The sequence below is a fragment of the Methanoculleus formosensis genome, assembly GCF_025384765.1.
GTDB classification, from domain to species: domain Archaea; phylum Halobacteriota; class Methanomicrobia; order Methanomicrobiales; family Methanoculleaceae; genus Methanoculleus; species Methanoculleus formosensis.
In genome coordinates this window covers 360,131-382,723 of sequence record NZ_VHLL01000002.1, presented here as the reverse complement: position 1 = coordinate 382,723, position 22,593 = coordinate 360,131, and the positions used below count along the sequence as shown (strand labels likewise).

Annotated in this window: 12 protein-coding genes and 1 pseudogene; 5 read left to right on the top strand and 8 right to left on the bottom strand. The window is 54.2% G+C overall.

Features of this window, described 5'->3' with window-relative positions; genetic code table 11:
• Positions 1 to 221: 221 nt before the first annotated feature.
• Complete coding sequence (locus FKB36_RS05355) at positions 222 to 1,610, top strand: site-specific integrase (RefSeq protein WP_261597003.1); 1,389 nt, start codon at positions 222 to 224, stop codon at positions 1,608 to 1,610.
• A gap of 110 nt (positions 1,611 to 1,720) precedes the next feature.
• A complete protein-coding gene (locus tag FKB36_RS05350; protein ID WP_261597002.1) occupies positions 1,721 to 2,704 on the top strand; it encodes a tetratricopeptide repeat protein in 984 nt (327 codons plus the stop codon).
• 978 nt (positions 2,705 to 3,682) lie between these two features.
• Here the strand turns inward: FKB36_RS05350 and FKB36_RS05345 are convergent.
• The 3 genes from FKB36_RS05345 to FKB36_RS05340 all read right to left on the bottom strand — a co-directional run bounded on the left by FKB36_RS05345 (position 3,683) and on the right by FKB36_RS05340 (position 5,929).
• The gene (locus tag FKB36_RS05345; protein ID WP_261597001.1) at positions 3,683 to 4,339 is read right to left on the bottom strand and encodes a CAP domain-containing protein; all 657 of its coding nucleotides are present in this window, start codon (positions 4,337 to 4,339) and stop codon (positions 3,683 to 3,685) included.
• Positions 4,340 to 4,412: 73 nt separating this feature from the next.
• Entirely contained in the window at positions 4,413 to 4,784 is a 372-nt protein-coding gene (locus FKB36_RS13405) for a PEGA domain-containing protein (protein WP_390895699.1), read from the bottom strand.
• A gap of 542 nt (positions 4,785 to 5,326) precedes the next feature.
• Entirely contained in the window at positions 5,327 to 5,929 is a 603-nt protein-coding gene (locus FKB36_RS05340) for a site-specific integrase (protein WP_261597000.1), read from the bottom strand.
• Between the two features lie 709 nt (positions 5,930 to 6,638).
• On the opposite strand from FKB36_RS05340, the gene FKB36_RS05335 reads away from it, so the two are divergent.
• A complete protein-coding gene (locus FKB36_RS05335) occupies positions 6,639 to 6,809 on the top strand; it encodes a hypothetical protein (protein ID WP_261596999.1) in 171 nt (56 codons plus the stop codon).
• 1,123 nt (positions 6,810 to 7,932) lie between these two features.
• On the opposite strand, the gene FKB36_RS05330 is transcribed toward FKB36_RS05335, so the two are convergent.
• Positions 7,933 to 10,896, bottom strand: coding sequence for an ATP-binding protein (locus FKB36_RS05330; protein WP_261596998.1), 2,964 nt, complete (start codon positions 10,894 to 10,896; stop codon positions 7,933 to 7,935).
• Between the two features lie 70 nt (positions 10,897 to 10,966).
• Positions 10,967 to 13,849 (bottom strand): DUF1156 domain-containing protein, encoded by a 2,883-nt coding sequence (locus tag FKB36_RS05325; RefSeq protein WP_261596997.1) that lies wholly within the window; start codon positions 13,847 to 13,849, stop codon positions 10,967 to 10,969.
• Positions 13,850 to 13,959: 110 nt separating this feature from the next.
• Here FKB36_RS05325 and FKB36_RS05320 point away from each other — a divergent pair, with 110 nt between their 5' ends.
• On the top strand, positions 13,960 to 14,712 hold the full coding sequence (locus FKB36_RS05320; protein ID WP_261596996.1) for a hypothetical protein: 753 nt from the start codon (positions 13,960 to 13,962) through the stop codon (positions 14,710 to 14,712).
• Positions 14,713 to 14,774: 62 nt separating this feature from the next.
• Here the strand turns inward: FKB36_RS05320 and FKB36_RS05315 are convergent.
• A pseudogene (locus FKB36_RS05315) lies at positions 14,775 to 14,990 on the bottom strand (IS66 family transposase); the annotation flags it as partial.
• On the bottom strand, positions 14,989 to 18,423 hold the full coding sequence (locus FKB36_RS05310; RefSeq protein ID WP_261596995.1) for an SIR2 family protein: 3,435 nt from the start codon (positions 18,421 to 18,423) through the stop codon (positions 14,989 to 14,991). The gene FKB36_RS05310 and the pseudogene FKB36_RS05315, both read right to left, overlap by 2 nt.
• Positions 18,424 to 18,657: 234 nt before the next feature.
• Here FKB36_RS05310 and FKB36_RS13400 point away from each other — a divergent pair, with 234 nt between their 5' ends.
• Positions 18,658 to 19,062, top strand: coding sequence for a helix-turn-helix domain-containing protein (locus FKB36_RS13400; RefSeq protein WP_390895695.1), 405 nt, complete (start codon positions 18,658 to 18,660; stop codon positions 19,060 to 19,062).
• On the opposite strand, the gene FKB36_RS05305 is transcribed toward FKB36_RS13400, so the two are convergent.
• Positions 19,008 to 22,487 carry a helicase-related protein gene (locus FKB36_RS05305; protein WP_261596994.1) on the bottom strand — a complete coding sequence of 1,160 codons (3,480 nt, stop codon included), beginning with the start codon at positions 22,485 to 22,487 and terminating at the stop codon, positions 19,008 to 19,010. The two genes, FKB36_RS13400 and FKB36_RS05305, sit on opposite strands and share 55 nt — an antisense overlap.
• Between the last annotated feature and the right edge of the window lie 106 nt (positions 22,488 to 22,593).

Below are 22,593 nucleotides of genomic sequence, written 5' to 3'. Positions count from 1 at the left end.
GGGGGGTTATGGGTCACCCATGACCCACAACGATCGGACCCGGCCGGCCGCAGGCGGGCAGTAGTTCGCGCGCGGGGCGCCGATGGTCTTACAGACTGGGCACTGGTCGAGGGCACCGCTCCCCCGGCCGGTGATAGGTTGCGCAGCCCTCCCGGGCACGATAAAACGCCCTGCCGGTCCCGGCTGGTGCCGTGAACGGAGGTCAGGATCGAGGCATAAACGTGTCTGTTGAAGAATTTAAACCTAAAGAAAGAGTGCCCCCGCCCGGATTTGAACCAGGAGCGTTCCAAATCCTTATTACGGGTGGGCGCGCATATGTGACTATGCCACAGCCAAACAAACCCTTCTACAACGGCCAGATAAGATATGGATATCAGGTGTCCCTCGAGTCTGGGCTACAGGATGGGGTCATCACCGACCACGACCGGAAACTCATCCTCGAGTACGTAGAGGAGCGGAAGGTCACTAAGGGGCTCTCTGTTGCGAGGATAAACAAGATCGTGTCGCACCTCGTGGGATGGAGGAGGTTTTTAAGAGTGCCCTTCTCTGATGCCTCCATTGGGGACATATATTCGGCTGTCAATGCGCTCAAGGAGGGGAAGAGTCTCAAAGGGAAGCCATTTTCTCAGAATACCGTCCACGATTATATCCGCGTCTTGAAGCCCTTTCTCCATTGGCTGAATGAGGAAGGGCATAACGAGCTCAATATCACTAAAATCCGGAAGATACAGTCCCCACCGGTGGATCGAGATACTAAGTGCCCGGATGACCTTCTCACCGTGAAGGAGGTTGAGCAACTCCTCGAAGCCTCTAAGGACCTCCGGAACCGGGCAATTATTGGAGTCCTTTACGAGTCGGGGTGCCGGATAGGCGAACTCGGGCGCCTCCAGTGGAAGGATGTTATATTCGATGAATACGGCACTAAGTTGTATCTCACTGACAATAAAACCAAAAAGCGAAGGTATTCGAGGTTAACGCTTGCAGCCTCCTACCTCGCTGCCTGGAGAGTCGAGTACCCAGGCTCACCTTCGGGGGAAAATCTTGTTTTTATCTCCCAGCAGAGGACCCGGCTGGAGTATAACGCTTTCCTCCGCATACTCCAGCGAACTGGGAAGGCTGCTGGGATACCAAAGAACGTGCATCCCCACATCCTCCGATCGTCACGGATCACGCATATGGTCTCACAAAACTATCAGGAGAGCGTCATCAAGCAGTCGATGTGGGGGAATCTGAAGACCGATATGTTCGAGACCTACGTGAAGCTTGGCGAAGGCGACATCGATGCGGAGTACCTGGAGAAGGCCGGGGTCGTTATGAAGAAGGACACTGCCGACGAGCTCAAGGCCAGGCCGTGCCCGAACTGCCACACCACGAACGCCCCAACATTTGATCATTGCTATAAGTGTGGGTGGGCTCTGTCACCCGAAGCGATTGCCCGGACAAGCGATCTCAAGGAGCAGATTGAGAATCTGGATGCGTACCAGATGCTTGAGGCAATGCGTGATCGACCGGAGTTATTTGACTCGTTCCTCAAAAACTTCGACCAGCTACTGTTAGAGCGGCTGAAGATGATGGGGATCAGAAAGGCAGACGCCGGGCATGTGTGGTGAACATTCAAAGAGAAATGCCCTTTGCTTCGTTAATTGGGTTGCCATGAGGCTGGAAACAAAGAGAAAACATTTTAATCAGATATGACCCATCGCCGACATACGGGATAAAAATGGGCTTATTTGACAGACTCTTTAAGAAAGGGAGAGTATATGAACAGCCTTATTCAGATGAACAGCATGAGGCTCTTTTAGATATACAGAAGAGGATCCCTGACGCATGGGTATCCGAATTTACACCTTCCCTAGATTCCATTAAATCAATGGAAAGACAAGCACCCACACACTGGATGTATAAACACATCACTGATCCTCACCAGTATGTGTATAGATCCATGTCACTTCGGTCATCAATGCTTGGGGAATATGACAAAACAGTTTCTGTCTGCTTAGATGGACTCGCTCAGTACCCGAATGACGCATACCTCCTTTATATGCTCGGTAGAACATTGTGTGATATAGGGCGCGTTACGGGCGATGTTACTAAAGTAGAAGAGGCCCTCAGCGTGTTAAACCAGGTACTAACCACATATCCCGATTTTCCAGATGCCTATATGGAACGTGGAAGTTGTCATTTGATATTTAAGGATCTTGACAGCGCAGAGAACGATTACTTGCGTGCAATTGAACTTGAGTCTGACGAGTCGTCTAAACAGGACTGGATTCAGACCTTGAAGCAGATTAGAGCCCAGAGGAATCAAGTGTATTTGGGCAGGGGAATCAAAGTGTTTTACTTCATTTCACCCCCCTTAAAAGACGATAAGCCACTAAAGGAGGTTGGACAACTAGAGATAATTACCAAGCACTTCCACCCAGTTTATGTTAGTGGCCATGATAAAGAGAAAGATGGGATGTGGGTTAAACTATTCTGCCCCAGTGCAAAATTCACCTTAGTAAACCAAATGGATCAAATAGAACAGATATACTCGACTATTTTTAACCATGTGATCGATGATGCAAAAGCAGTTTTTAATAGGCATGGATATAAGGTGCAGGGATATTCACTTGAGGTCGTTTACCAACTCTCACCTGGAGAAAGTTCGGACATAATCCCTATGTTTGAGCTTAAGACGCTTCAAGAAAGGGTGGTCGATTAAAGTGATATTTCAGAGAGAAGAGGGTCTGTGCTGTTATAACATTGAAGGGGTCCAGAACTGTGTAGTTTGAGAGGTACCCACCAATCCCTTCCTTGTCGGTGTATAACCCGTTCTGAGGATCCTTATGAAATGTTTTACTTAAATGAGGGATGCCTTGCACCGCCATCCCCTGTTGAGATCACTTTTCCTGTTTTCGCTGATCCAATAGAGGCTCGAAGTAATACTGTGAAACAGTGGCTGCAAACCCTCTTCCCATCAATCGATTTTAAGACGGCAACAGACTCCCCACACCTATCACATTGGTGCTTTTCAACATGCAGTGCGTAATCTGAAGAGCATCTGAAACAATAGTATGCTTTGCAAACTTCACAGTACACCAATATTTCAGAGAACTCTCCACATCCGTTACACTGGTGCATCGGGCCATGGAGGTCATACTGAGTTCGGCACGTCGTACAGCAATGGGCATTGCATACAGCGCAAAGCGAAGTTTCCTGATGGTATGTCTGACAAATATCGCACCAGTGACCGGGCTCGTGGAGATCGTATCTACCCAAGCAATTCTCACAGTAGAAACCGCCGCACGTTTCACAAGGCACCAATGTTTCATAGTACTTCCCGCATCCGTCGCATTGGTACTTCGGACTATTTAGTAGGCCATATTGGGTCTGGGACGTTGTAGAGCCGCGATCATTGCACGTGGGGCAAAGTGGGGATTCCTGGCGGTATGCTTGATACGTCTCACTCATATGACTATGATTATGGAGATCGCATTTGTCCCGGCAGTTCTCGCTGTAGGAACCGCCGCAAGTTTCACATAACTCATGTTTCGGGTGGTACTTTTTGCAGATCGGACATTGCTTATAGAAGATACGCTGGTAAACTGATTTCAGAGAGTCTGACAGAGCCATTGTTCCAATTGATCGCAAGAGGGGTGATATACTTTGCTAAAAGAGATTGCGGTCAACAATGACCGAACTACCAAAAATTCTGAGTAGAAATGTAGTAAACCCCGTCATATGCCACACCCACTCCCAATCTGCTATAATCAGGGTCAAGTATGTTCCTCATATGACCTGGACTTTGCATCCATGAGGTCACTTGAACTCGTGCTATCTCATCAGCGTCCCTCGCCACGTGCCCGATCCCCACGACGTTGCCTGTAGGCATTTTACCAATATTCTCCGCAATACCGTCGGAATACCAACCTCCGCCAAGTTCCTTATGAGTGGGATATCCGTGACACTTTGCCCGCGCGGTGGGGTCTTCTCCTCGCAGATTGTCATGAGCGAAGAAGTTGTTCTCCGCCATGTCCTGACTATGGTCCCGTGCAACCACTGCCAGCCCATCATCCCAATTTAAGGCTGATACACCATGATTTTTCCTTTCTTTGTTCGTATAGTAGAGAATTGCCTTTTCAATGTCGCCTGTGTTAACTGGTTTTACTTCGAACGATGAAGATACCTCTGCGACCGTCTCAGACAGTTCCACCGGTATTCCAAAGTGTGATACCCAGATAAGGCCCCCTAAAATGAGTAGACCCACGAGTACTTTCAGAGCGTAGTCCTTTGCCCGAGGAGAACGCCTCTTAACCTGATAGTACCCTCGGTTCTCCCATTTTCTTGCCTTACCCAATCACGTCACCTCTATGTCCATGAGCAAGATGCTAATATGCCACCACAAATAGTCCATAAACTTTGAAGACCCCTTAATCCCCCCCAAATACTCCCCTGAAGAAGAAAATGATATACTGGAAAAGATCCACCGGCTCACTCTGTTGGGCATTGGCCGTTGTTGTGACTATTGGTGGCGATGTGATTGCCGCCGCACGTATTACGGTTTCAGTCTGCACCGACACCGGCTCCGAGGGGGCTCCTATCTCTCGGATTAATTGCGCCGATATTGATCGGGTACTGTTCAGATCCATCGTATACGTCTGCTCTCGATACCCCTCCAGTCGTAGGGTCACTGTATGAGTTCCAACGCTCGCGGAGACAGTGCAAGGGGATGTCCCATTAAGTCTGCCGTCCACGTATACCGACGCCCCAACAGGCCGTGTCTTCACGTTAAACTCGGTCATCTCAACATAGCTGGGATCTCTGTCTAAGGCGATGGATATGTACGATTTATCTCCACTATTCACCTGGACCTGCTCAGTATGCGTTTGATACCCGGGTGCGGTGGCCCGGATCGTGTGAGTGCCGGGAGAAATTGGGTATGTTACTCTCTTGATGTGAGATCTCGAATCAGTTAGAGGAGACCCCACAGGGGGGCTGGAGCTAGACCCCCCGTCAATAAATATTGTGGCCTCATCAGGCGAGACTTCAATAGTCAGGTAATTCACTGGTCTTTGGGTCGGCGTCACATAAATGTATACTGGGCCCGAGTGAGAAGCGCCCGGTCCTCCTGGCGGAGCGGAACGTACTGGAGGATTGATAACAACGGATGTTACTGGGTATACGATACAGAATATAAGTACAACTGCCGCCAAAAGGCGAAAACATTTCACCATATTAAAACTCACCAGTTACATTAGTGCCCCATATGGTTCTAATTATTTAAATCCCTTCTCCAGATCACTCCTAACTCACAATGGCGGTCATGGCGGTCATGTATGAACGTCTACTCGTCGCCCCACCCGGCGGTATACTGCCGGATCTCCTGCCGGGCCTCCGGCGGCCATCCCAATCCGGCATAGTGCCGGAGCATCGTCCGGATATCGTGGCCCATTGAGAGACTAACCGACCCTTCCCGGTGGGAATGGGTCGCGATCAGCCAAGACGACCACGTTTTTCTCGTCATCTTCGGGGCAATCCCCACAAGACTCGCCAGCCGCCCCTCCACGACCGCCTTTCCTGCGGCCCGGGTGAGGGTCTCTGTCCAAGCCTGCCTGGACACCGGCCTGAGCTCGTTGGGGTTTTGTTTGCGATAGGAGATGAGGGTCTCGATGGCTTGAACTCCCGCATTGCTCAAGAGGACAGTCCTTTCAGCCTGTTTTGCCTTCTTCTTCAGGACACTTCCCTTCGGGAGGTCGATTGCTCGGCGGCTTGGTTTGTACCAGCCGGGATTCTCTAAGAACCGACAAAACTCGACTCCCCGCGTCCCCGAGAAAAGGAGGCCGTCGAGAATTAATTGGTCTTTGAAGTTCAGGTGGCTTCTGATCGCCCTGTACTCTGATGGGTAGAGGATTCGGGTGCTTTGCTTAAGAATGGGCTCTGGGAGCATTGGATAATGATCGGGGTGTGGGGCTATAAGGAATGCCTATGTTGTCGTCCTATTGTAAGACGACAGGCAGACGCCCGAAGGGGAGCCAGAACAGGGGAGATCCCTACACCGATCCTCAAATCAAGTGGATGATCACCTGTCGTAGTGCATGGTGTGACAGGTGGGGATTAACCCAGTTGCACATGCAGTTCCCCAGTACCTACCTTCCGTAGGTTACACATATTCCCCTCAAAGTGCGGAAGAGGTGGAAGAGACAGATATTGAAGGATCATTGAGGACTCAGCCCGGCCCCTGGACTTGCCGAGAGGGGGGAACTGATCTTCAGCGCCCCCTCCCTTGCATTTGGGAGGTTGATGATCAGCCCCCCTATATCACCTTCGGTGGGGGGACCCGAGTACTGGTCCCAAAATTCCCTACTAGAAAAGTTGCATATGCATAATATATGGGAGATAAGAAGGGAATCAGAGCGAAGCGGTGCAAGGTCCCCAGAAAATTACTTAGAACTAAAAGCCCGGCATTAAGACGATTATAGCCTTATATCTCAATTTTTAGCATAGACATATTAGCGATTTAAGGCAGGGCATTTCCGAGGATGATTTGGGATACCACCTGCGATGAGATCGCCCGTTACAAAGCCACAGTGAGTGTGCATGGTAGGGCTTCTGTCCCCACCCCCAGGTCAACGCTTCTTGACAGTAAGTTGTAGAGGGTGAGGATCACGAAGAGGGCCAGGAGCACTTCAATCGCGAGGAAGAAGAGGACGGTCGTGAGCGGGGTGAGGGTCGTGGACCCGGGCCGCGTCCGCGACGGTGCCGTGGGCATTCGAGACGTGGGCCAAGTGGTGTACCTCGCCGGGATTGACGTCTGTGAGGTAGTATAACTCCCCGACCTTCAGCCGTCCCCTGCTCGACCCCGGCCTCGGTGGTGTTCTGGGTCCCCTTGCCGGCACTACGAGGGGGCCAAACCATCTCAGTCCTGTTGTTGATCCCCGTTCAACCGGAGCGTATCGGTATGGTCCGACAGCGTTTACACGCCGAATAGGCAGTTTGCGGGTTTCAATTAGCCTCATTTCACAGGAAAATTCGCTGCTTAAGGATACCCTATAGGGAGACCCCTATGTCTATAGTCATAAGGGTTCTAGGCACTACAATTGGGTCACTTACATGGGCAAACCAATCACTAGAAATCAACGGCTACAGCTACTTTATAGTGAATCGGGGCGGGCTTATTCTCTGGCACCTCACGTGTGTAGGAGCGTAGGTGCTGTGTGGGTGATCTCAATGAACGCGCTCGTCATCATGAGGCACGCATGCGCGCCTTGGTCGCTCAAATTTTGGCCCTCTAATGCGCATGTACGCGTGTAGGTGAAAGAGTCGTCACATTCCCCAACACCGAAGCAGGGTGAGATAATATAGCGCTTGTATTATGGTGTTACCAGGAAGTGCGTTGGCGAAACCTTCTTACTCGCCCTCTCGGTGGGTACCCGTGAGGCTGGCCCGCAGGCGCCAGTGCGCTATGAGAACCCTAAAGAGATGGTGATGAGGCCATCATCAATGCCGTTGCCCGCCACGATTCCACCAGTAACGGCAGCGACAGGTGGTACTGTTTTCGACTATAGGAGGTTCGGAATCCGCGCACGCTCCCACCGTCCCGGACCCTGGAGAAGCTGTGGCAGGCCCACGGGTCAGTGCCAGGCAACCTGCTCTTGGCTGAGCTGAGTATCTGACCGGCTACAGCGAGCGGATGGGCACGGGGACGCAGGGCCGGATCCAGCGCTGTGTGAGGGTTAGTCTGCCGGAGCCGGAGTTTGCCGTTGTCGACGGTTTCCAGACGAACCTCCACCCGGCTCTGGCCCTCGGACAGGAGGCGAAGTCAGAGTCACAGCCGGGGCCTCTGGAAGCAATAGTGCAAGCGAGAGTCTGCAAGAGGGCGTCTGGACTGTCTGGGGACTCAATTGTGGAACGAGATCCATAGGGTATTCAAAAAATATTCTAAAAAGAGTATTAGTAGTCGTATACGGACTTGTTCATCTGAATATCCTCATCAAGCTCCAATTCCTTCAATGCGACGCGGATCTCGTCGATCATCTCTTGAGAAATACCCCCCCTATTATTCACTGAAAGATTGATGGAGAGATCGAGCTTTCCGGACTTCATAAGCTTAATGATAAGACGGTTGTAGAAGTTCGACCACTTAAACGGATCAACCTTTCCATCCCAGTGGAGAGAGGTGATTCTTGTCTGTATTTCGTCTTTTTCCCGGATCACTTCCTTCTTGACCTGAATCTGTACTTCAGCAGGAACGTTGTCGCAGACCGCCGTGACACAGTAGGTGCCGGGGGCTTCATCTGCACAAAATTCACCCAGATCGCTGATCTCTCCCCCGTCGGTATGCCATGTTATCTCCTTCCCCGTGATCTGTTCTCCGTCTTTGTTATACGCACGGGCAGTGAAGGTACAACGCTGGCCTGCGGCAACTTCCTGGGCCGGAGCCTCGATTACGAATCGAACGATCCGGTTATCCTTACTTCTTCTTTCAATCTCTTTTTCGGCTTCTTCTTTTGGGACGAGAAACACGTCGTCGGAAAACTCAATCTGAAGGGTGCTGAGGGGTTCGCGGTAGTAGAACGGATCATACCCACCATCTGAAGCCCGACCTACATAGGCAAATGCCCCTTCGGATACACCTCGCTCAATGGTCTTCTTGATGACTTCCTGATTCTGCACGCGGGGGAAATGTGGCGACGCAAAGAAGGCATCCCGGATCTGGCGGGTGCTCCATTCAGCAGAGACTCGTGACCAGTTGCGCACAAGGAAGTTCGAACCGACGGTGCCAGTAAGCTTCTCCAGTTGGTTCAATCTGGTGGTGATGAGGCGTGTGATCGACTCAGATGCACTGGAATTGATCCGGCCGAGATCGATAAACTCGATGTCATCTCTCTCAGTGTAGAGACCGATCATGTTGTAAGCTTCCCAGACCTTCTCCTTGATGGCCCGCTTTGAGGATTCAGTGTATTGCCGCACCTGTTTACGCTGCCCTTCATCGAGGTTGAGGGCATCTGCCTCATCTGAAATCTCCTTCCAAGCGAGGTGATCACGTGCTGCTTCGTAGAGACTGCTCGAATCGGACGCCATCGACCAGATGAGCGCGCTCTTGTAGGTTCTGCCTGCTTCGCCATGATGCTTGGAGAACTCAAGCACCATCGTTCTGGTTTCTTCGCTGGTGGTCTCCCTGTTCGGTGCCATCACAGCCAGCATAATGGCTGGCTTGTCCATCACATCGCCGCTCCGTTTCGGGAAGTAGACCCGTTCGACTGTAGACGCCTGGTCGAACACCTTCCTGACGTTCTCCTTGACGAGGGTGTGGATTTCCCTCTCGTCGATGCTGGCTTTTCGGTCCGCATGGATCTTGATAAGGTTCGTCTTGACCCCGAACCGGTAGATGTTATTTTCGGCGTTGAGGAAAAAGCAGTTTCCAGTAGGGGGTGCGAGTCCTTCCAGAACGGTGTCGATGTTGGCGGTGTCCACACCGGGACCCCCGACTGCCAGCCGGACCTCGGGTAGTGTGGCAGCGGTCCGGCCTGCACCCCCACTGATCGACTCGAAGAAGATGGTGGTGGCCACGCTCTGGTGGAGATGATGCGACCGGATGGGTTCCCCTGCTTCATCGTCCAGGCGGGTCGCATGGGAATTGGCGTTGCCACAGATATCCGTGGTGATGACACCTTCAAACCTGCCTTCACCGATCTGCTTGAGGGCAGCAGCCCGGAAGAGGGGGTCCTCAAGTGGTGCTGAGCCGAGCGTGATGAGCGGTGCCTTCTCGCCCTTGCGGTAACTCTTCTGGTAAGCGTACGAGACCCAGAGGGCGAGGAGTTTCAATACGCCGCGTGTCTGCTGGAACGTGGGCAACGCCTGCCATTTACGCTCAAAAACCGAGAGCGCCATGGGGTGGAAGGGGTAGGTCGCTTCGAACGGTTCGTAAGGCTGGTCGACAGGGAACCAGTTCGGGATCGTATGGCGGTACTCCCGGACCCAGTCGGCGTACTCGGCGATGGTGGTCTTTGCGTCAGAGGGGACCCCCTCCCACTCGAAGAGGCGACGGCGGATGATCTCGGCGGTCTCGGACCGCGCGGACATAATATAGGCTTTCCCGACCCGCTCAAGAAGTTTTTCGAGTTTAATGTAGTCGCCCTGGTCATCGGTGGTCATCTCGAGTTCAGAAGCAGGGACGGAGATGGCAAGAACAATTCCCTGAGTGCTTCGAGCCGTTTCGGAGAGGTTGTGGATGAAGACGTAGAGTTGTTCTGCCATGCCGTTCTTGAGCTTGCGGGAGCGGTTGGTGTAGTTGACGATCTCGTCCATGAGGATGAGGCTTGGCTTATCCTTCGGGAGGATAGAGCGGATGACATCTCCGCCCGGTGCAACCATCCGCTCGTCGTGCTCACGGACTTTCTCGAAGGCCTCGGATCCACCAAGCTGGAAGGCGATCTCGCCCCACGGAGTCTTGCGGAGCGGCGTGCCATCCTCGCCACCCCTGCCGGTGAGCGAGTCAAACTCGGTGCCGACGAAGATGGCAGTGGCAGCTTCGGGGAGGGTGGATACACCGGCCTTATTTGCAATCTCCATGACACCCGGCCAGGCATATGCCTTCGATCCGGCACGGGCAAGGTGGTACGCGAGGGTGAGCGCGTGGGTCTTTCCGCCTCCGAACTGTGTCGTCAGGTTGTATACGGCGCTCGTCTCGACCGTCTTGCCGGAGAGGCGGGCGACGACATCTGCTGCGAACGAGCAGAGCGTCTCGGTGAGATACGTCCGCTCGAAGAACCGGCGCGGGTCCTGATAGTCGCGGGGCGCCGAGCCCTCCCGCACCTTATCGAGGTGCACGGCGAATTCCGATGCGTCCTGTGGCCTTCCTTCCCGCAGATCTTCCCGCGGCGTGACCACTTTATACCAGGGTTTCATTGCCATCCAACATTCCCTCTTTCTTGTTACGATAGAGATCGTATAAATCGTTCCATAAAATGACTGATTTGTATTTTCACAGGCCAAGCGACTTCTTCCTCGCGAGCACGCCGTCAACCCACCGCCGCTCCTCAGAGGTGGCAGGGTAGAGGGCGGAGAGTGCCTGGGCGAGTTTCGCAAACTTCTGGTCACGACCGATGTCCTCTCTCAGGAATCGTCCGAGTGCATCGCCCCGGCCTGCGGCGAAGAGGAGCATGGCCTGGTGCACCTGGTCGAGCGTGGTCTCGCCGGTGAACTCGAGCGTCGCCGCATCCCTGATGCTTACCGCCTCGTAGGCGCCGCCCACCGATTCGCCTCCGAGGGTGAGCTGCTTGCCGATCGGTTTCGCCTTCTGCGGGGCGGACAGGCCACCGCGGCCGAAGAGATAGTCCCCTCTCTCCCTTACCGGCAGCAGGTGGGCTTCGCTGCCCTTGATTCCGACCAGACCGGGCAGCTGGTCGAGGTGCGCCCCGAGACCCTGGGCGATCTTGCGGGCGGTGTCGTACTCAAGCGAGTAGCCGGTGCTCTTCTGGGCATCTTCCCCATCTCCGTTGCCGTTCCCGTTCCCGTTCCCGGCGGAGAGCGTCCAGAGCCACATCGCCGTGAGCCGGGCGTCGGGTTCGAACCCCTCGGTATCGGCGCCCTGGAAGATCGTTGAGAGTGCCTCCCGGGAGACTGTTGCCCAGACATGCTCGAGGTATTCCCCGAGCGTCACCTCTTCACCGGAGACCTTCTCGACCCTCGAGTAGCGTGAGTAAATTTCGAGCGCCGGACCAAGGCAGGCAAAGATCGCGTCGGCACCGACGACGTTCTCGGAGGAGAGGCGCTCCATCCACTCATGGATCCGTGGCGGGAGTTCTTTGAGCACGGCGCCCCAGTCGCCCACGTCTTCTGTGCGGAGCGAACCGTCGGGATTCTCGCGGGGACGGCAGACGAGGTGGATGGAGGAGGCGAGGGCGGCGGAGTTCAAGCCACGCAATCTGTTTGCCAATTCGGTGTCAATTGGCCATGAACCAGTGACGATCCAACCCGCTTCTACCATAGAGTTTAGCATTGCCTCCCACCCAGCAGTTGACTTATGGGCAAAAACGATGCACCCAATTCCATTAGGAACCAGAATTCGGCGCCCTTCTGCCATTGCATCTGTCATTGTTCTTTCAAAATATTGCTTGTCTTTTCCTTTTATGGGATCAACGATGCATTCCTCATCTTTTGGTGCTCTGGTTTCATTGAACATGTTTAATGAGGACAGAGGGACGGATCGCTTTAACCAAACATAGAAAAAATCAGACAAGTCTGAATATGGAATGGCATCATAGTAAGGCGGATCCGTAAAGAATGAATGCGCTGAATCATCAGGCAACAGTAATTTTGTTGCCGATGCTTTTTCGGCATGTCCTACATTGATTCCGTCATCCAAACATTCGAGTGCCTTTAAAACACCCTCAACCGCGTTACCCCAATCCCTTGTAGACCCACTAACTACATTTGCCTCAACAAAATCCCAAACCATGGGGAGAGCTTGGCGCCCAAATGTGTGCCCTATATCCTCACTTACGGCCCGCCAAGCACAAAGAGAGGAGTTACTATCTACTTGCTTATCTATAGCAAGGCTCAAGCAAGTGCATATTGCTCTAAATAGATTTTCTTCTTTATTTGTCTCATAGAGGTCATTCAATAGCTGAATCAGAGATGTCAATGCTAGAATTTGTCTTGGCGTGAAGAGATCACCCCACTCTTTCATGCCATACCCCTGAACGCGGAATCCAAGTGTGCCTTGGGGCGGTAAAGGCTCATCTGGCACAAGACTTAATTTGCCAGTCCATTCTTCCTTTCGCCGCTTTATCATCTCCGAGGCTTTTTCCACACCCTCTAAATCTCTTTTATTTGGTAGTCGATAGAACCGCCCCTGCTGCCCGGGCCGCGTCGTCACTACACAGAACAGCCGCGCATCCGCGGCTCCCCCACGTCTCGTCTTAAATTGAGCCCGTATTGACTCCACTGGAGTTGTATATCCACAGACTGGGCAGGTGGCAGATCCACGTGCTACTGTCCCGTCCTGAACTTCGGATGCCTTCGGATTCTCCACGATCTCGAAGTCCACTCGCTTCTCATCTTTATTTGGGATCAACTTCAGCGCCACCGAACGCCCCTTCTTCTTCGCGAGCCACAGCGACCGGATGAGCGGCACCTCCGCCCCACACGCCGGATTCTCACAGGTGATCGTCCGTGCCCAGAGATATGCAATCGGCGTCGCCCCGTCCGGATCTTTCGGGTAGAACTCGGCTAGATCCTTCTCCATCTCCTCCTTTACCCACTGTCCCCACTTCCTCACCTCATCGGCGAGCTCCTGACCGTACTTCGGGATGTACTCGAGCACCACCTTGTTGAGCAGCACCGCGACCGGGTTGAGATCGGAGGCGAACGCATCCGCACCGACCCGCAGCGCCTCGAGCGGGATCGCACCGCCGCCGGCGAAGGGATCCACCACGAGCGGCCGGGTGCCAGGCTGGCCCCCGAGGGCGACATGGGCGGATCCGGTCAGGGTCCGGGCAGTCGAGAGGTAGCGCTCGTCGGTGGTGTTATCCCAGTTTGCAAAGTCAGCGATGAAGTCCAGGAGCGCCCGCCGGAGCACGGTGAGGTCGGAGAGATCGTAGTTGGTCGCATCAAGCGTGTTCCAGAACCGGTCCATCTGTTCCGTCGCGGTGATGATGAACTCCTTCGGGCAGAGTGGATCGGCAGGGTCCGGCCAGAGCGCTGCACAGAGCACCGCCCGGCAGGCGGCGAGCGGCCGGCGCGCCCACCAGATATGGAGCGTGGATATGTGGCCGTGGCGGATGGATTTCTCGCGCCGGGCATGTTCGGATATCTGCTTTATTGGAAGATCGACTTCGATGAGTCGTTTGGGGTAGGCATCCATTGTAAAAACATGTGTGCGTCAGCTTATAACTGCTGTGAATTACCATGATTGCTACAATCAAATGAATTCATTTTTGTAAACGGAGCCCTGATAACTCCCCTGGCGCTAAAATGGTTGTCCAGGAAATGGCATTCATCGATATGGAGTTCGGTCACGTCTATGGAACGAAGAAACTCATCTATATGCCGATTGAAGTCGGCGTCCTGCTCTATGATCGCCAAAAAGATTCGATATCAACGTCTCAAAGGAAGATCAAGAAAGATATCGTCGTTGAAATGTGGAAAAATACTACCGACGACCTTAAACGAACGGCAGGATCCACCACCACCTGCGCAAACGTCGCAAAGGAACAGTACCAGTTACCCTACGATAAGGAGTACACCCTCGAAATGGAGGATCTCCAACCTGCACTTGAGGTCACGTGGTCTGCATACGCTGACCTGAATACCTATCTTACGAAGCTCACCAGGGAGCACCATATCCAGACGATGGTGTTTTTCTCTAAACGAATGGAGATGGCGGCCATCGCACGGGCAAAATTCGATACGAAAAATCTCCAGTTCCTTGACATCCAGGATAAAATCAAGGATGCACTGAAGATGGAAAAACTCTTGTCACTCGACCGGGTTTCGTATGCTCTGGGCATTGACGTCAGCAACAATTGCTTCAGATCGAAAAATTTTGACTATTCCATCCAAAAAACATATGAATCAAAGATCAAACCGCATCGTGCGCTCGGTGATGCTGCACGCATCTTCCTTGCATACAAAGAATTCAAACGGTCTCGTGATGATCTCAGGTCGACAATACGCGAGTATTTCAAGGATTGCCGTGAGAATCCACCTATAAAAAATAAAGAATAGGCAATTATTTCGTAACTGTTCAGTGTATCAGGTGAGCCGTCTTCGGGACGAAGGGCATCCCTTCGAATACCCTCCCCCAGTTCCGATAATACCGGGCGGTCGTGCTTCTTGACGGTTGCTATGAATCCTCTGACCCTACGGAAGTTCCGAGCGCCTTCTTCACTCCGGAATGTTCCGGAGATCTTCTGCTGCAGTTTCATCATTCGGAGATCGCGTTCGGCCTGATTATTGGTGAAGGGCATGGTGAAATCTCTCAAGAGTGCCAGGATTTCTCGCTCAAGGTGAGGGTGCGGTCGTGCCGGTAGGTCCTTCGTGTGCGAGAGCTGGGAACCTCACTAGCAGCGCTTTGGCCTCCATCTGAACGTGTCCGCTCGCGCGTGCTGCTCGATGCACGAGCGGGGCGATCTCCTTGCGTCGGGTGCGGCGGTGCTTCACTGATCGCGTGATAACGCCCCCCCACGCAGTAACCGCCCCTTTCGGAAGGTCGCTGATGACGGAGTCGATCAGTCCGGGGGCGATCCGATCGCACTCGGAGACCCACTTATTCAGCCCTTCTAATGGATCGGACTTTTTACTAATAATAAGTCCTGCCTTAATTCCTTCGCGATTAGCGTGGGCGACCTCTCGTGCCACCTGGGGGTTGTGCTGGTGGAGCCTCGCGAGAACACTTGCAGCCCAGCCCCAGCGGTCGTGGTCAAGTTCGAGATCGAGTGGCAACCCGCGCAGCAGGGCACGGCATGCTACGTCGGGCGCCATATATACGAAAAGCGAATCCAGATGAGCAAGGTCAGGTTCGAGCCGGTCGAGAAGGTCATGGATTGGGTCGGGCCTGTTCTCCCACAGACAGGCGCATACGTATAACGCTGTTTTGCAGGGTTTCTCAGGATGAGATCGGAGGGACTTCTCAAATGCGGTCATATCAACGCGGTCGACGATATCCGCAAAAGTAGTGGGATCGGCTTCAGATAGGAAACGGATGAATTCGTGGAAGTTCATCTGCGCCCACTGGTCGCTCGGACCGGCGATCGTTTCGGCGACCCTATTACGGTCGAGCGCTCTGATGAACGACTGTGCGACTCTCCGGCAGTTAGCTAGAGGGCGTTTACGGACGCGTAAGAAATCCGGTGCATAGCCCAGCACGAACATTACACATTCCGATATCTCGCTCCATTGGCGTACTGGGTTGTCGACGAATTGGTGAGCAAGCATCGGGGCTGCATACTCAAAAAGACGGAGGGACAGGTCGGGATCCGCCGAGGCAATGTTTTCGATGAGAAGGGCCGCGTCACTCAGGTTCGGGTTGCCGGTTGAGAGCATATGCTTATACGCATCTTCATCTAACTCCGCAGCAACCGCCCCACGGACGGGTATACCGTCGGCGGTACATATCCGATCAAGGGCGTGAGACGTCGAGTAGATATGCGGCCACCCCCCGTCGAGGACGAGATTCGCGAGTCGTTGGGGATCTGTGTATCCGGCAAGTTCGGCCGCAAAGCTCTTGTCGACATTGTGTATGGTATTGGCTAGATCGCCAAGCGCCCAACCATTCTCCGGTGAAATGACACCGTACCAGTCCGAAAGGCGGGACGCGTGCGCTTTCACCGTGTCCATCACGGAACTGCACGAATATTTGACAATCTCTGAGAGGAGTTGAGCGGCGGCAGCCAGATCGCCATCGGTTGGGGTTAAGAGAGCGCGATGGGCAAGCCTATCGTAACGATCTGGTGCCAGGACGCCTTTAGAGACGAGAATCCAGTGAGTGTCCTCGATAAACCTCTGGCCGGAGAGCCACGTGCAGCCTCGCAGGGGTGTGTTAGGAGAGTCGAGGGCGAGTTCTATAAGAGCGCAGGCTGTGCCACGATCCTCATCCATCTCCTCTTTGGAGAGGAGCGGAGCCTGCCGGGGTTTTTTTGGCGAGGGGACAGCGGTTTGTTCCGATTTTACTGAGCCTGTTGCCGAGGGGATGGGTGGAATCTCGACTCGTGGGCTTGATAGCGTGCAATGAGATTCAGGTGGATGGAGCATCCAGGCGACCATGTGAAGGGCGGCTTCCAGGTGGGTGCACCGCAGCCGACCGTCAGCCTCAGTCACGAGCTTTCTGGCGCGTAGCGTGTCCAGACTGCTGTCCAGCCACACATTGTCCCTTCCGAGTACGTTCAGCATCGCCAACAACTCGTCCCGCTTAACACCGGCATCAACTCCGGCGATTTGTGCGACTGCGATTGCCAGGAGAGCCACGTCAGCACGGTTGTTGTCGCGCAGTTCGATGGCATCGCGACGGACGCGTCGCCAACCACCTGTGAGGATGTAGAAGAACTGCCAGGAAGTGAGCTGCCGCTCGGCAACGTCGATGCGACGGTCGAAGAACACGTCGTTAGGGAAAGTGCCAACACTGTTGTCGAGATCGCGGATGCGGGGGAAAAGAGTCGCGCGTTCCTCGCGGACGAACCGGGAAAGACGGACTACTGCCAGGCGTGCGCTGAGATGCACCGTCCGCACACCCCCTGCTACATGGTCGATGCCGACAATGAGGATGAGTAAATCGGCGGCGGCGGCTTCGGCGAGCTCGCGCACAGTGTCCGGGGACATATCCTGGGCATCGTCCACAAGGAGCACTTTCTTGTGGGGAAACTGCGCAAGGTCATTCAACAACGTGCGCAGACTACATGTGCGGGCGTTATCACGTAAACGCAGTATCTCGAAGCCTTCTCGGGTCAGGCGGTATAAGGCTTGGTATGCAGTGATCGATTTGCCCGAGCCGGTCTGACCATTGAGGACGACCGCCTTATCCATGCGGAGTGATCGGGCGAGCACTTCCACCTCGTCCAACTCAGGACAGGAGAATATGTCTTGCGGCCCGAGGCGCTCTCCCCGGAGCGCAGCCTCGATGTCACGCCGACCTGAGAAAGACATAGCGCACCAAGACGAGTGATCCTCCCTATTCTCGTATGGTTCGGCGAGTAGCGGGATCACGGTTTCCGCTCCGGCTGTGAGATCATCCAATCCTGTCGCGTTGGGGCCAACCCGCACGGTCCGCCACGATCTATCCAGTGGTTTGATGAGCTCGTCGACGACCACACGGTCACTCCCCGAGAATCCGATGACGAGTAATGTGCGGGCGTGTTCGCTAGCGAGGAGTGTCACCTTAGTAGTGACCTCTGGTGGGATAAGACCGGGCTCGTGAGGGAGTATCCACGGATCGTCGGGCTTGGCGGCATCTCCATGTGGTTTGAACAGAAGGTTTTCCGGGAGCGAGGTTCCGTACAGCCTCTTGTACGCGCTTTCGAGGGCTGTATCCCAGTTCAACGAGACGACACACTCAACAACTCCCGCGTGAATTAGACAGGCCAGAGCCTCGTGAGCGCGTGACGGCTGGGCGCTCCGTTGTGCGTCCAAGGCGGCGAACTGCTTTTGGAATCTCGCTCTAGCCGGGATGCTGGACGCAATCGCAGCCCACGCTGCCAGGATATTTATCTTATTATCCCCAACTAACTCTTTCGCTGAGGCATCCGCTTGTCCAAGCGCTTGAGCGAATTCTTTGCGGGTGGCCATGTCAAAGTCGAGCGCATCCCACAGCAGCGACGTGAGCCCTGCAGTGTCCGGAAACCGGTTGGATATCGAGAGTCCCGCTCCGACCACAACTACCGCACCGAGGGACAGATGCCGGCTGACGATGTCAATTCGCGCTTTCAGATCTTCAGAAATAAGCACGGCATCCGCCCCCCTAGACACCCGTGATATTATTTATCCCCCAAACGACGACATCGTCGTGAGAACTCACAACTACAGGCATCCTTTTCCAGACATTTCTTCGGTGATCGATGATGAATTGATGCTCACGATATTTCAATTCTCATAATCCAGATGATATCATTTCCTTGTTATGGTTTTCTGATTGGAATTTGAGGTGTAGTACCCCGAAATCATTTGACACCAGATTTATATATGGCTGTGAGCAAACTCTCCGACCGGGATATCCGAAGTATCACTCGTCAGTGGAAGAGAGGGCGGCCTATTCGTGACCTTGCGGACTATCATCACGTCAGCAGGCAAAGAATCTACCAGATTATCGCAGCGTATCGGCAGACCGGCTTGTATCCCTATCCACAAGCGCCGGGAAGAAAGCCTGCTCAGATCCCGCACGAGACTGAAACTCTCGTCCTGGCCGCTCAGGACCAGTATTCTCTCGGCCCCACACATCTCGAGAAGAAGATCGAAGAGGAGTATAGGATGCATATTCCCCACAATACGATCTATCGGATCCTGCTTGAGCATGGACGAGTGGAGGTCTGTAATTATTTCTTTAGTTTTTCACTTGCACCCAGAATGTCCCGTGCGTTCGCATGGTAGTGCTCCACCTTCACCACCGGCTCCCATCCCATCGTCGCGGGATTGCGGATCGGGTAGACCTCGGGGTTGGGTGTCGCGCAGTTGTAGACGACGTAGAGCCAGTAGTCCTCCTTCTGCCGCACCGCCGTCCTGTACTCATTGACGGAGAGGAAGACGTCGTCCACGCCGGATCGCCCCTTCACCTCGATAAACCGGAGATCCACCGCGGTATCGGGATTGTCGGGATCGAACCTCCGGGATTTCAGGTCATAGCCGCAGTTCTGATCCTCAACGCTCTCCACCTCATAGCCACGCGCATTCTCATAGGCGATCACGGCATCGACGGCAATCCGCTCGATCGCATCGTCGCGGCGCATGCGCCGGATTCCGTTCGCGTTACGCTCGGGATGGGGGAGCACCCACGCCCGCCCGTAGTGCCGGATGGCACCGATCGTGAGGCTTTCTTCCTTGGAAAGTTCGGCTCTGCGGACGTTCAGGCGGCGATTGAGTTCGTCGAGACGACGATCGGAGTTCGCAATCTGCGCCTGGAGCGTCGGGTCGGAGTCCCCTGCACGCTCCCGGTTGTGCAGATCCATGTTACGGGAGTTCTCCCGCATGAGCAGCTCCTGCAGGCTTGTCTCCAGGTGAGCGCGAATGATCGCCACCTCACGCCTGCGTTCGTTCGCTACCTCCTCCTGAAAGGGGATGAGGGCACGCTCATAGAGCAGGGCTTCCACCTCCTCGTAGTCGGGCAGCGGGACATCGGGAACTGCGACGGGTTCATCTGCCGGGATAACATCCAGGAACACCGTCGGCTGGCGGACTTTTGCATGCTCGCCCCCGTCGTGCTCCAGGACGAAGAGACGCTCGTGCATCGTATTGCTCAGACCGTCGGTGACCGCCGCCGAGAAGACGTCAAGGACTGCCGGAATGTCACGGTGCAGATCGTAGAAGACCGCTCCGGAACGAAGATCGTTCTCCGTCTCGCGGAGCACAAAGTGGCGGACGGTCTCGAAGAGTGGGTGGCCGGGAGTGACCCACTCAATATTCGGATAGGCCTTGAGCACCTCCTTGTCGAAACAGATCTCCTTGTACTCATGCCCCAGCGTCCCGAACTGTGGTGCGAGCGTCTCGCCGATGGGGACGAGCAGGCGCGGGACCTGCCCCAGACGGAATATCCCCGATGGGTTCTTCATCTCCCGTAGACTGAGGCCGCAGAGCTTCCCGCCGGCGGTAAAGAAATCTGCAACCACTTCAGGGACAAGGCGGCGCTCTTTTGCCTCCTCCCGCTTGCCGATGATGGCAGAGAGGTTGAGATGGGTCTTGGCGAGTCCTTCGAGTGTCGAACTTGTGATATGCTTGAACCGCTCTGCCTCAGTTTCGTCAGTGATCCAGGAGATGATCTCCTGTACCTCAAGGCTCTGGGCATACATCTCCCGGAGCTTGCGCTCGATCTGGTTTGCCGGGAAGACATCGCCGAGTACGTTAAAGATCTTCCCAGTCCTCTCGGGGTCGAGATCGTCCTCGATCAGGCTGATCCGGGTGAAGAGTTTATCCATCACCCTGCCCTCCCGGGTGTTCTGAGCCACGAAGTTGTAAATCAGACAGTCCTTCTCCTGTCCGTAACGGTGAATACGCCCCATCCGCTGCTCGAGCCGGACCGGGTTCCAGGGGATATCATAGTTGATCATAAACCAGCAGAACTGGAGGTTGATACCCTCGCCCGCCGCCTCGGTCGCGACCAACACCTGGCAATCGTCCCGGAACTCCTTCTCCGCGCACAACCGGGAGCCCGGCGTATTGCGGTCGCCGATCTTCATGCCGCCGTGGATCTGCGTGACCGTAAGCCCCCATGAACGGAGCTTCTCGGTCAGATACACCAGCGTGTCCTTGTGCTCGGTGAAGATGAGCAACTTCATCTTGGGATCGGTGAAGATGCCCTCGGTGGTCAGCTGCTCCTTGAGCTTGACGAGCTTGGTCTCGATTTCTCGTTCTTCGAGGCGTTTGGCCATTACGACAAGCAGGGAGAGGTCAGATATCTCTTCCCGAAGGTCCTCCGGCCTGTACGAGATGACTGCCTCCTCGAATTCAAGCAGCAACCGCTCCCGTTCATCATCATAAAGATCGGCTATAACCTCCTCTTCACCACCAAAACGCTTGTCCAGTTCTCGCTGGAGACGCCGGTCGATCTCCTTCTTCCGGTATGCTTCAGGATCACGGAGGATTTCTTCGCGCTTGTTGCACATCCGCTCAAGTGTGCAGCGTACCGCATAGATGCTTGAGGCAAAACGGCGCTGGAGCATTGCCATCGTAAACCCAAGCGCCCTGCCACGGATGGTACCGTCAGCCGCTGCCCTGACGGATTGCTTCTCAACGTATGCAGTCAGATGGTCGTAGAATTCGATCTCATCGGCATCGATATCAAAGGGAACGGTGTACACATTCCGCTTCCTGAAGAGACTGGTAACTTTCCCCGTCTCCGGATCCGGGAAGTTGACAAGCGCTTCTTTCACTCTTCTGAGATAGAACGGTGCTTCCCGTGTCTTTACCGCCCGCTCCAGGCTCTCAATGTCCCCATAAACGTCCTTATCGAGCAGTGAAAGGAAGAGACGGAAGTTCTCTTTGTCCCCTTTATGAGGCGTCGCTGTCATGAGCAGGTAGTGATCCGTCATCTTGGAGAGTTCCTCCCCAATCCGGTAGGCAAGCGTTTTGTTGTCTTCTGAGGAGGCACTCATTTTGTGTGCCTCGTCCACGATGATGAGATCCCACCGCTTTGACTTCAACAAACTCTGCTGTGCATCTTCAATGCGCGCAATCCAGGGAAGCGAGGTGACAACCTGATCTCGCTCATCCCAGGGATTCGATCCATACGCCGCACGGAGGATCTCACCTCGCACGACACTGAAATCCTCCCGGAATTTTTCCTTGAGTTCGCGCATCCACTGGAAGGTGAGATTCGCGGGCGTGACGATCAAGATACGCTTGACAAGACCCCGGATCTTCAGCTCCTTGATGAGCAGACCTGCCATGATCGTCTTTCCTGCACCCGGATCATCGGCAAGGAGGAATCGTATGCGGGGCAACTTCAGGAAATAGTCATAGACTGCTTCCAGCTGGTGGGGGAGAGGATCGATCCGTGCTATTGAGAGGGAAAAAAATGGATCATATTCGTAAGCAAGACCCAGCCGCCGTGCTTCAATTCCAAGCCGAAATTTGTGTGCGTCACCATTGAATGATTCATGCTCCGGGAACACCTCGATCTGGCCGAAGAGTTGGGGGCTGAGAAACCGTGTATAAGACTGCCCGGAATTGCGACCCTTGCCCTCTATCTTCAGGGATACCCCAATCGACCTTACGGTCAGAACTTCAACGTCTTCGGGGAAAAGAGATCCCTCCTTTATGATTGCCCGTGGTTTTATTATGCTGAAAATGTCATTCGCATGCATGTCTGCCATAATACAACAGATGGAAGGTTCAACTTGTGTAAGAAGAGTCTTTCGAATCTTCCCTGGAGTGAATTATGTTGCATATGCAGAACAATAGTTTCTGAGA

Bases quoted from the DNA above. Each gene is read 5' to 3' on its own strand.
- FKB36_RS05350 (WP_261597002.1), top strand. From the start codon at position 1,721: ATGGGCTTATTTGACAGACTCTTTAAGAAAGGGAGAGTATATGAACAG.
- FKB36_RS13405 (WP_390895699.1), bottom strand. From the start codon at position 4,784: ATGACCGAGTTTAACGTGAAGACACGGCCTGTTGGGGCGTCGGTATAC.
- FKB36_RS05340 (WP_261597000.1), bottom strand. From the start codon at position 5,929: ATGCTCCCAGAGCCCATTCTTAAGCAAAGCACCCGAATCCTCTACCCA.
- FKB36_RS05330 (WP_261596998.1), bottom strand. From the start codon at position 10,896: ATGGCAATGAAACCCTGGTATAAAGTGGTCACGCCGCGGGAAGATCTG.
- FKB36_RS05325 (WP_261596997.1), bottom strand. From the start codon at position 13,849: ATGGATGCCTACCCCAAACGACTCATCGAAGTCGATCTTCCAATAAAG.
- FKB36_RS05320 (WP_261596996.1), top strand. From the start codon at position 13,960: ATGGTTGTCCAGGAAATGGCATTCATCGATATGGAGTTCGGTCACGTC.
- FKB36_RS13400 (WP_390895695.1), top strand. From the start codon at position 18,658: ATGGCTGTGAGCAAACTCTCCGACCGGGATATCCGAAGTATCACTCGT.
- FKB36_RS05305 (WP_261596994.1), bottom strand. From the start codon at position 22,487: ATGCATGCGAATGACATTTTCAGCATAATAAAACCACGGGCAATCATA.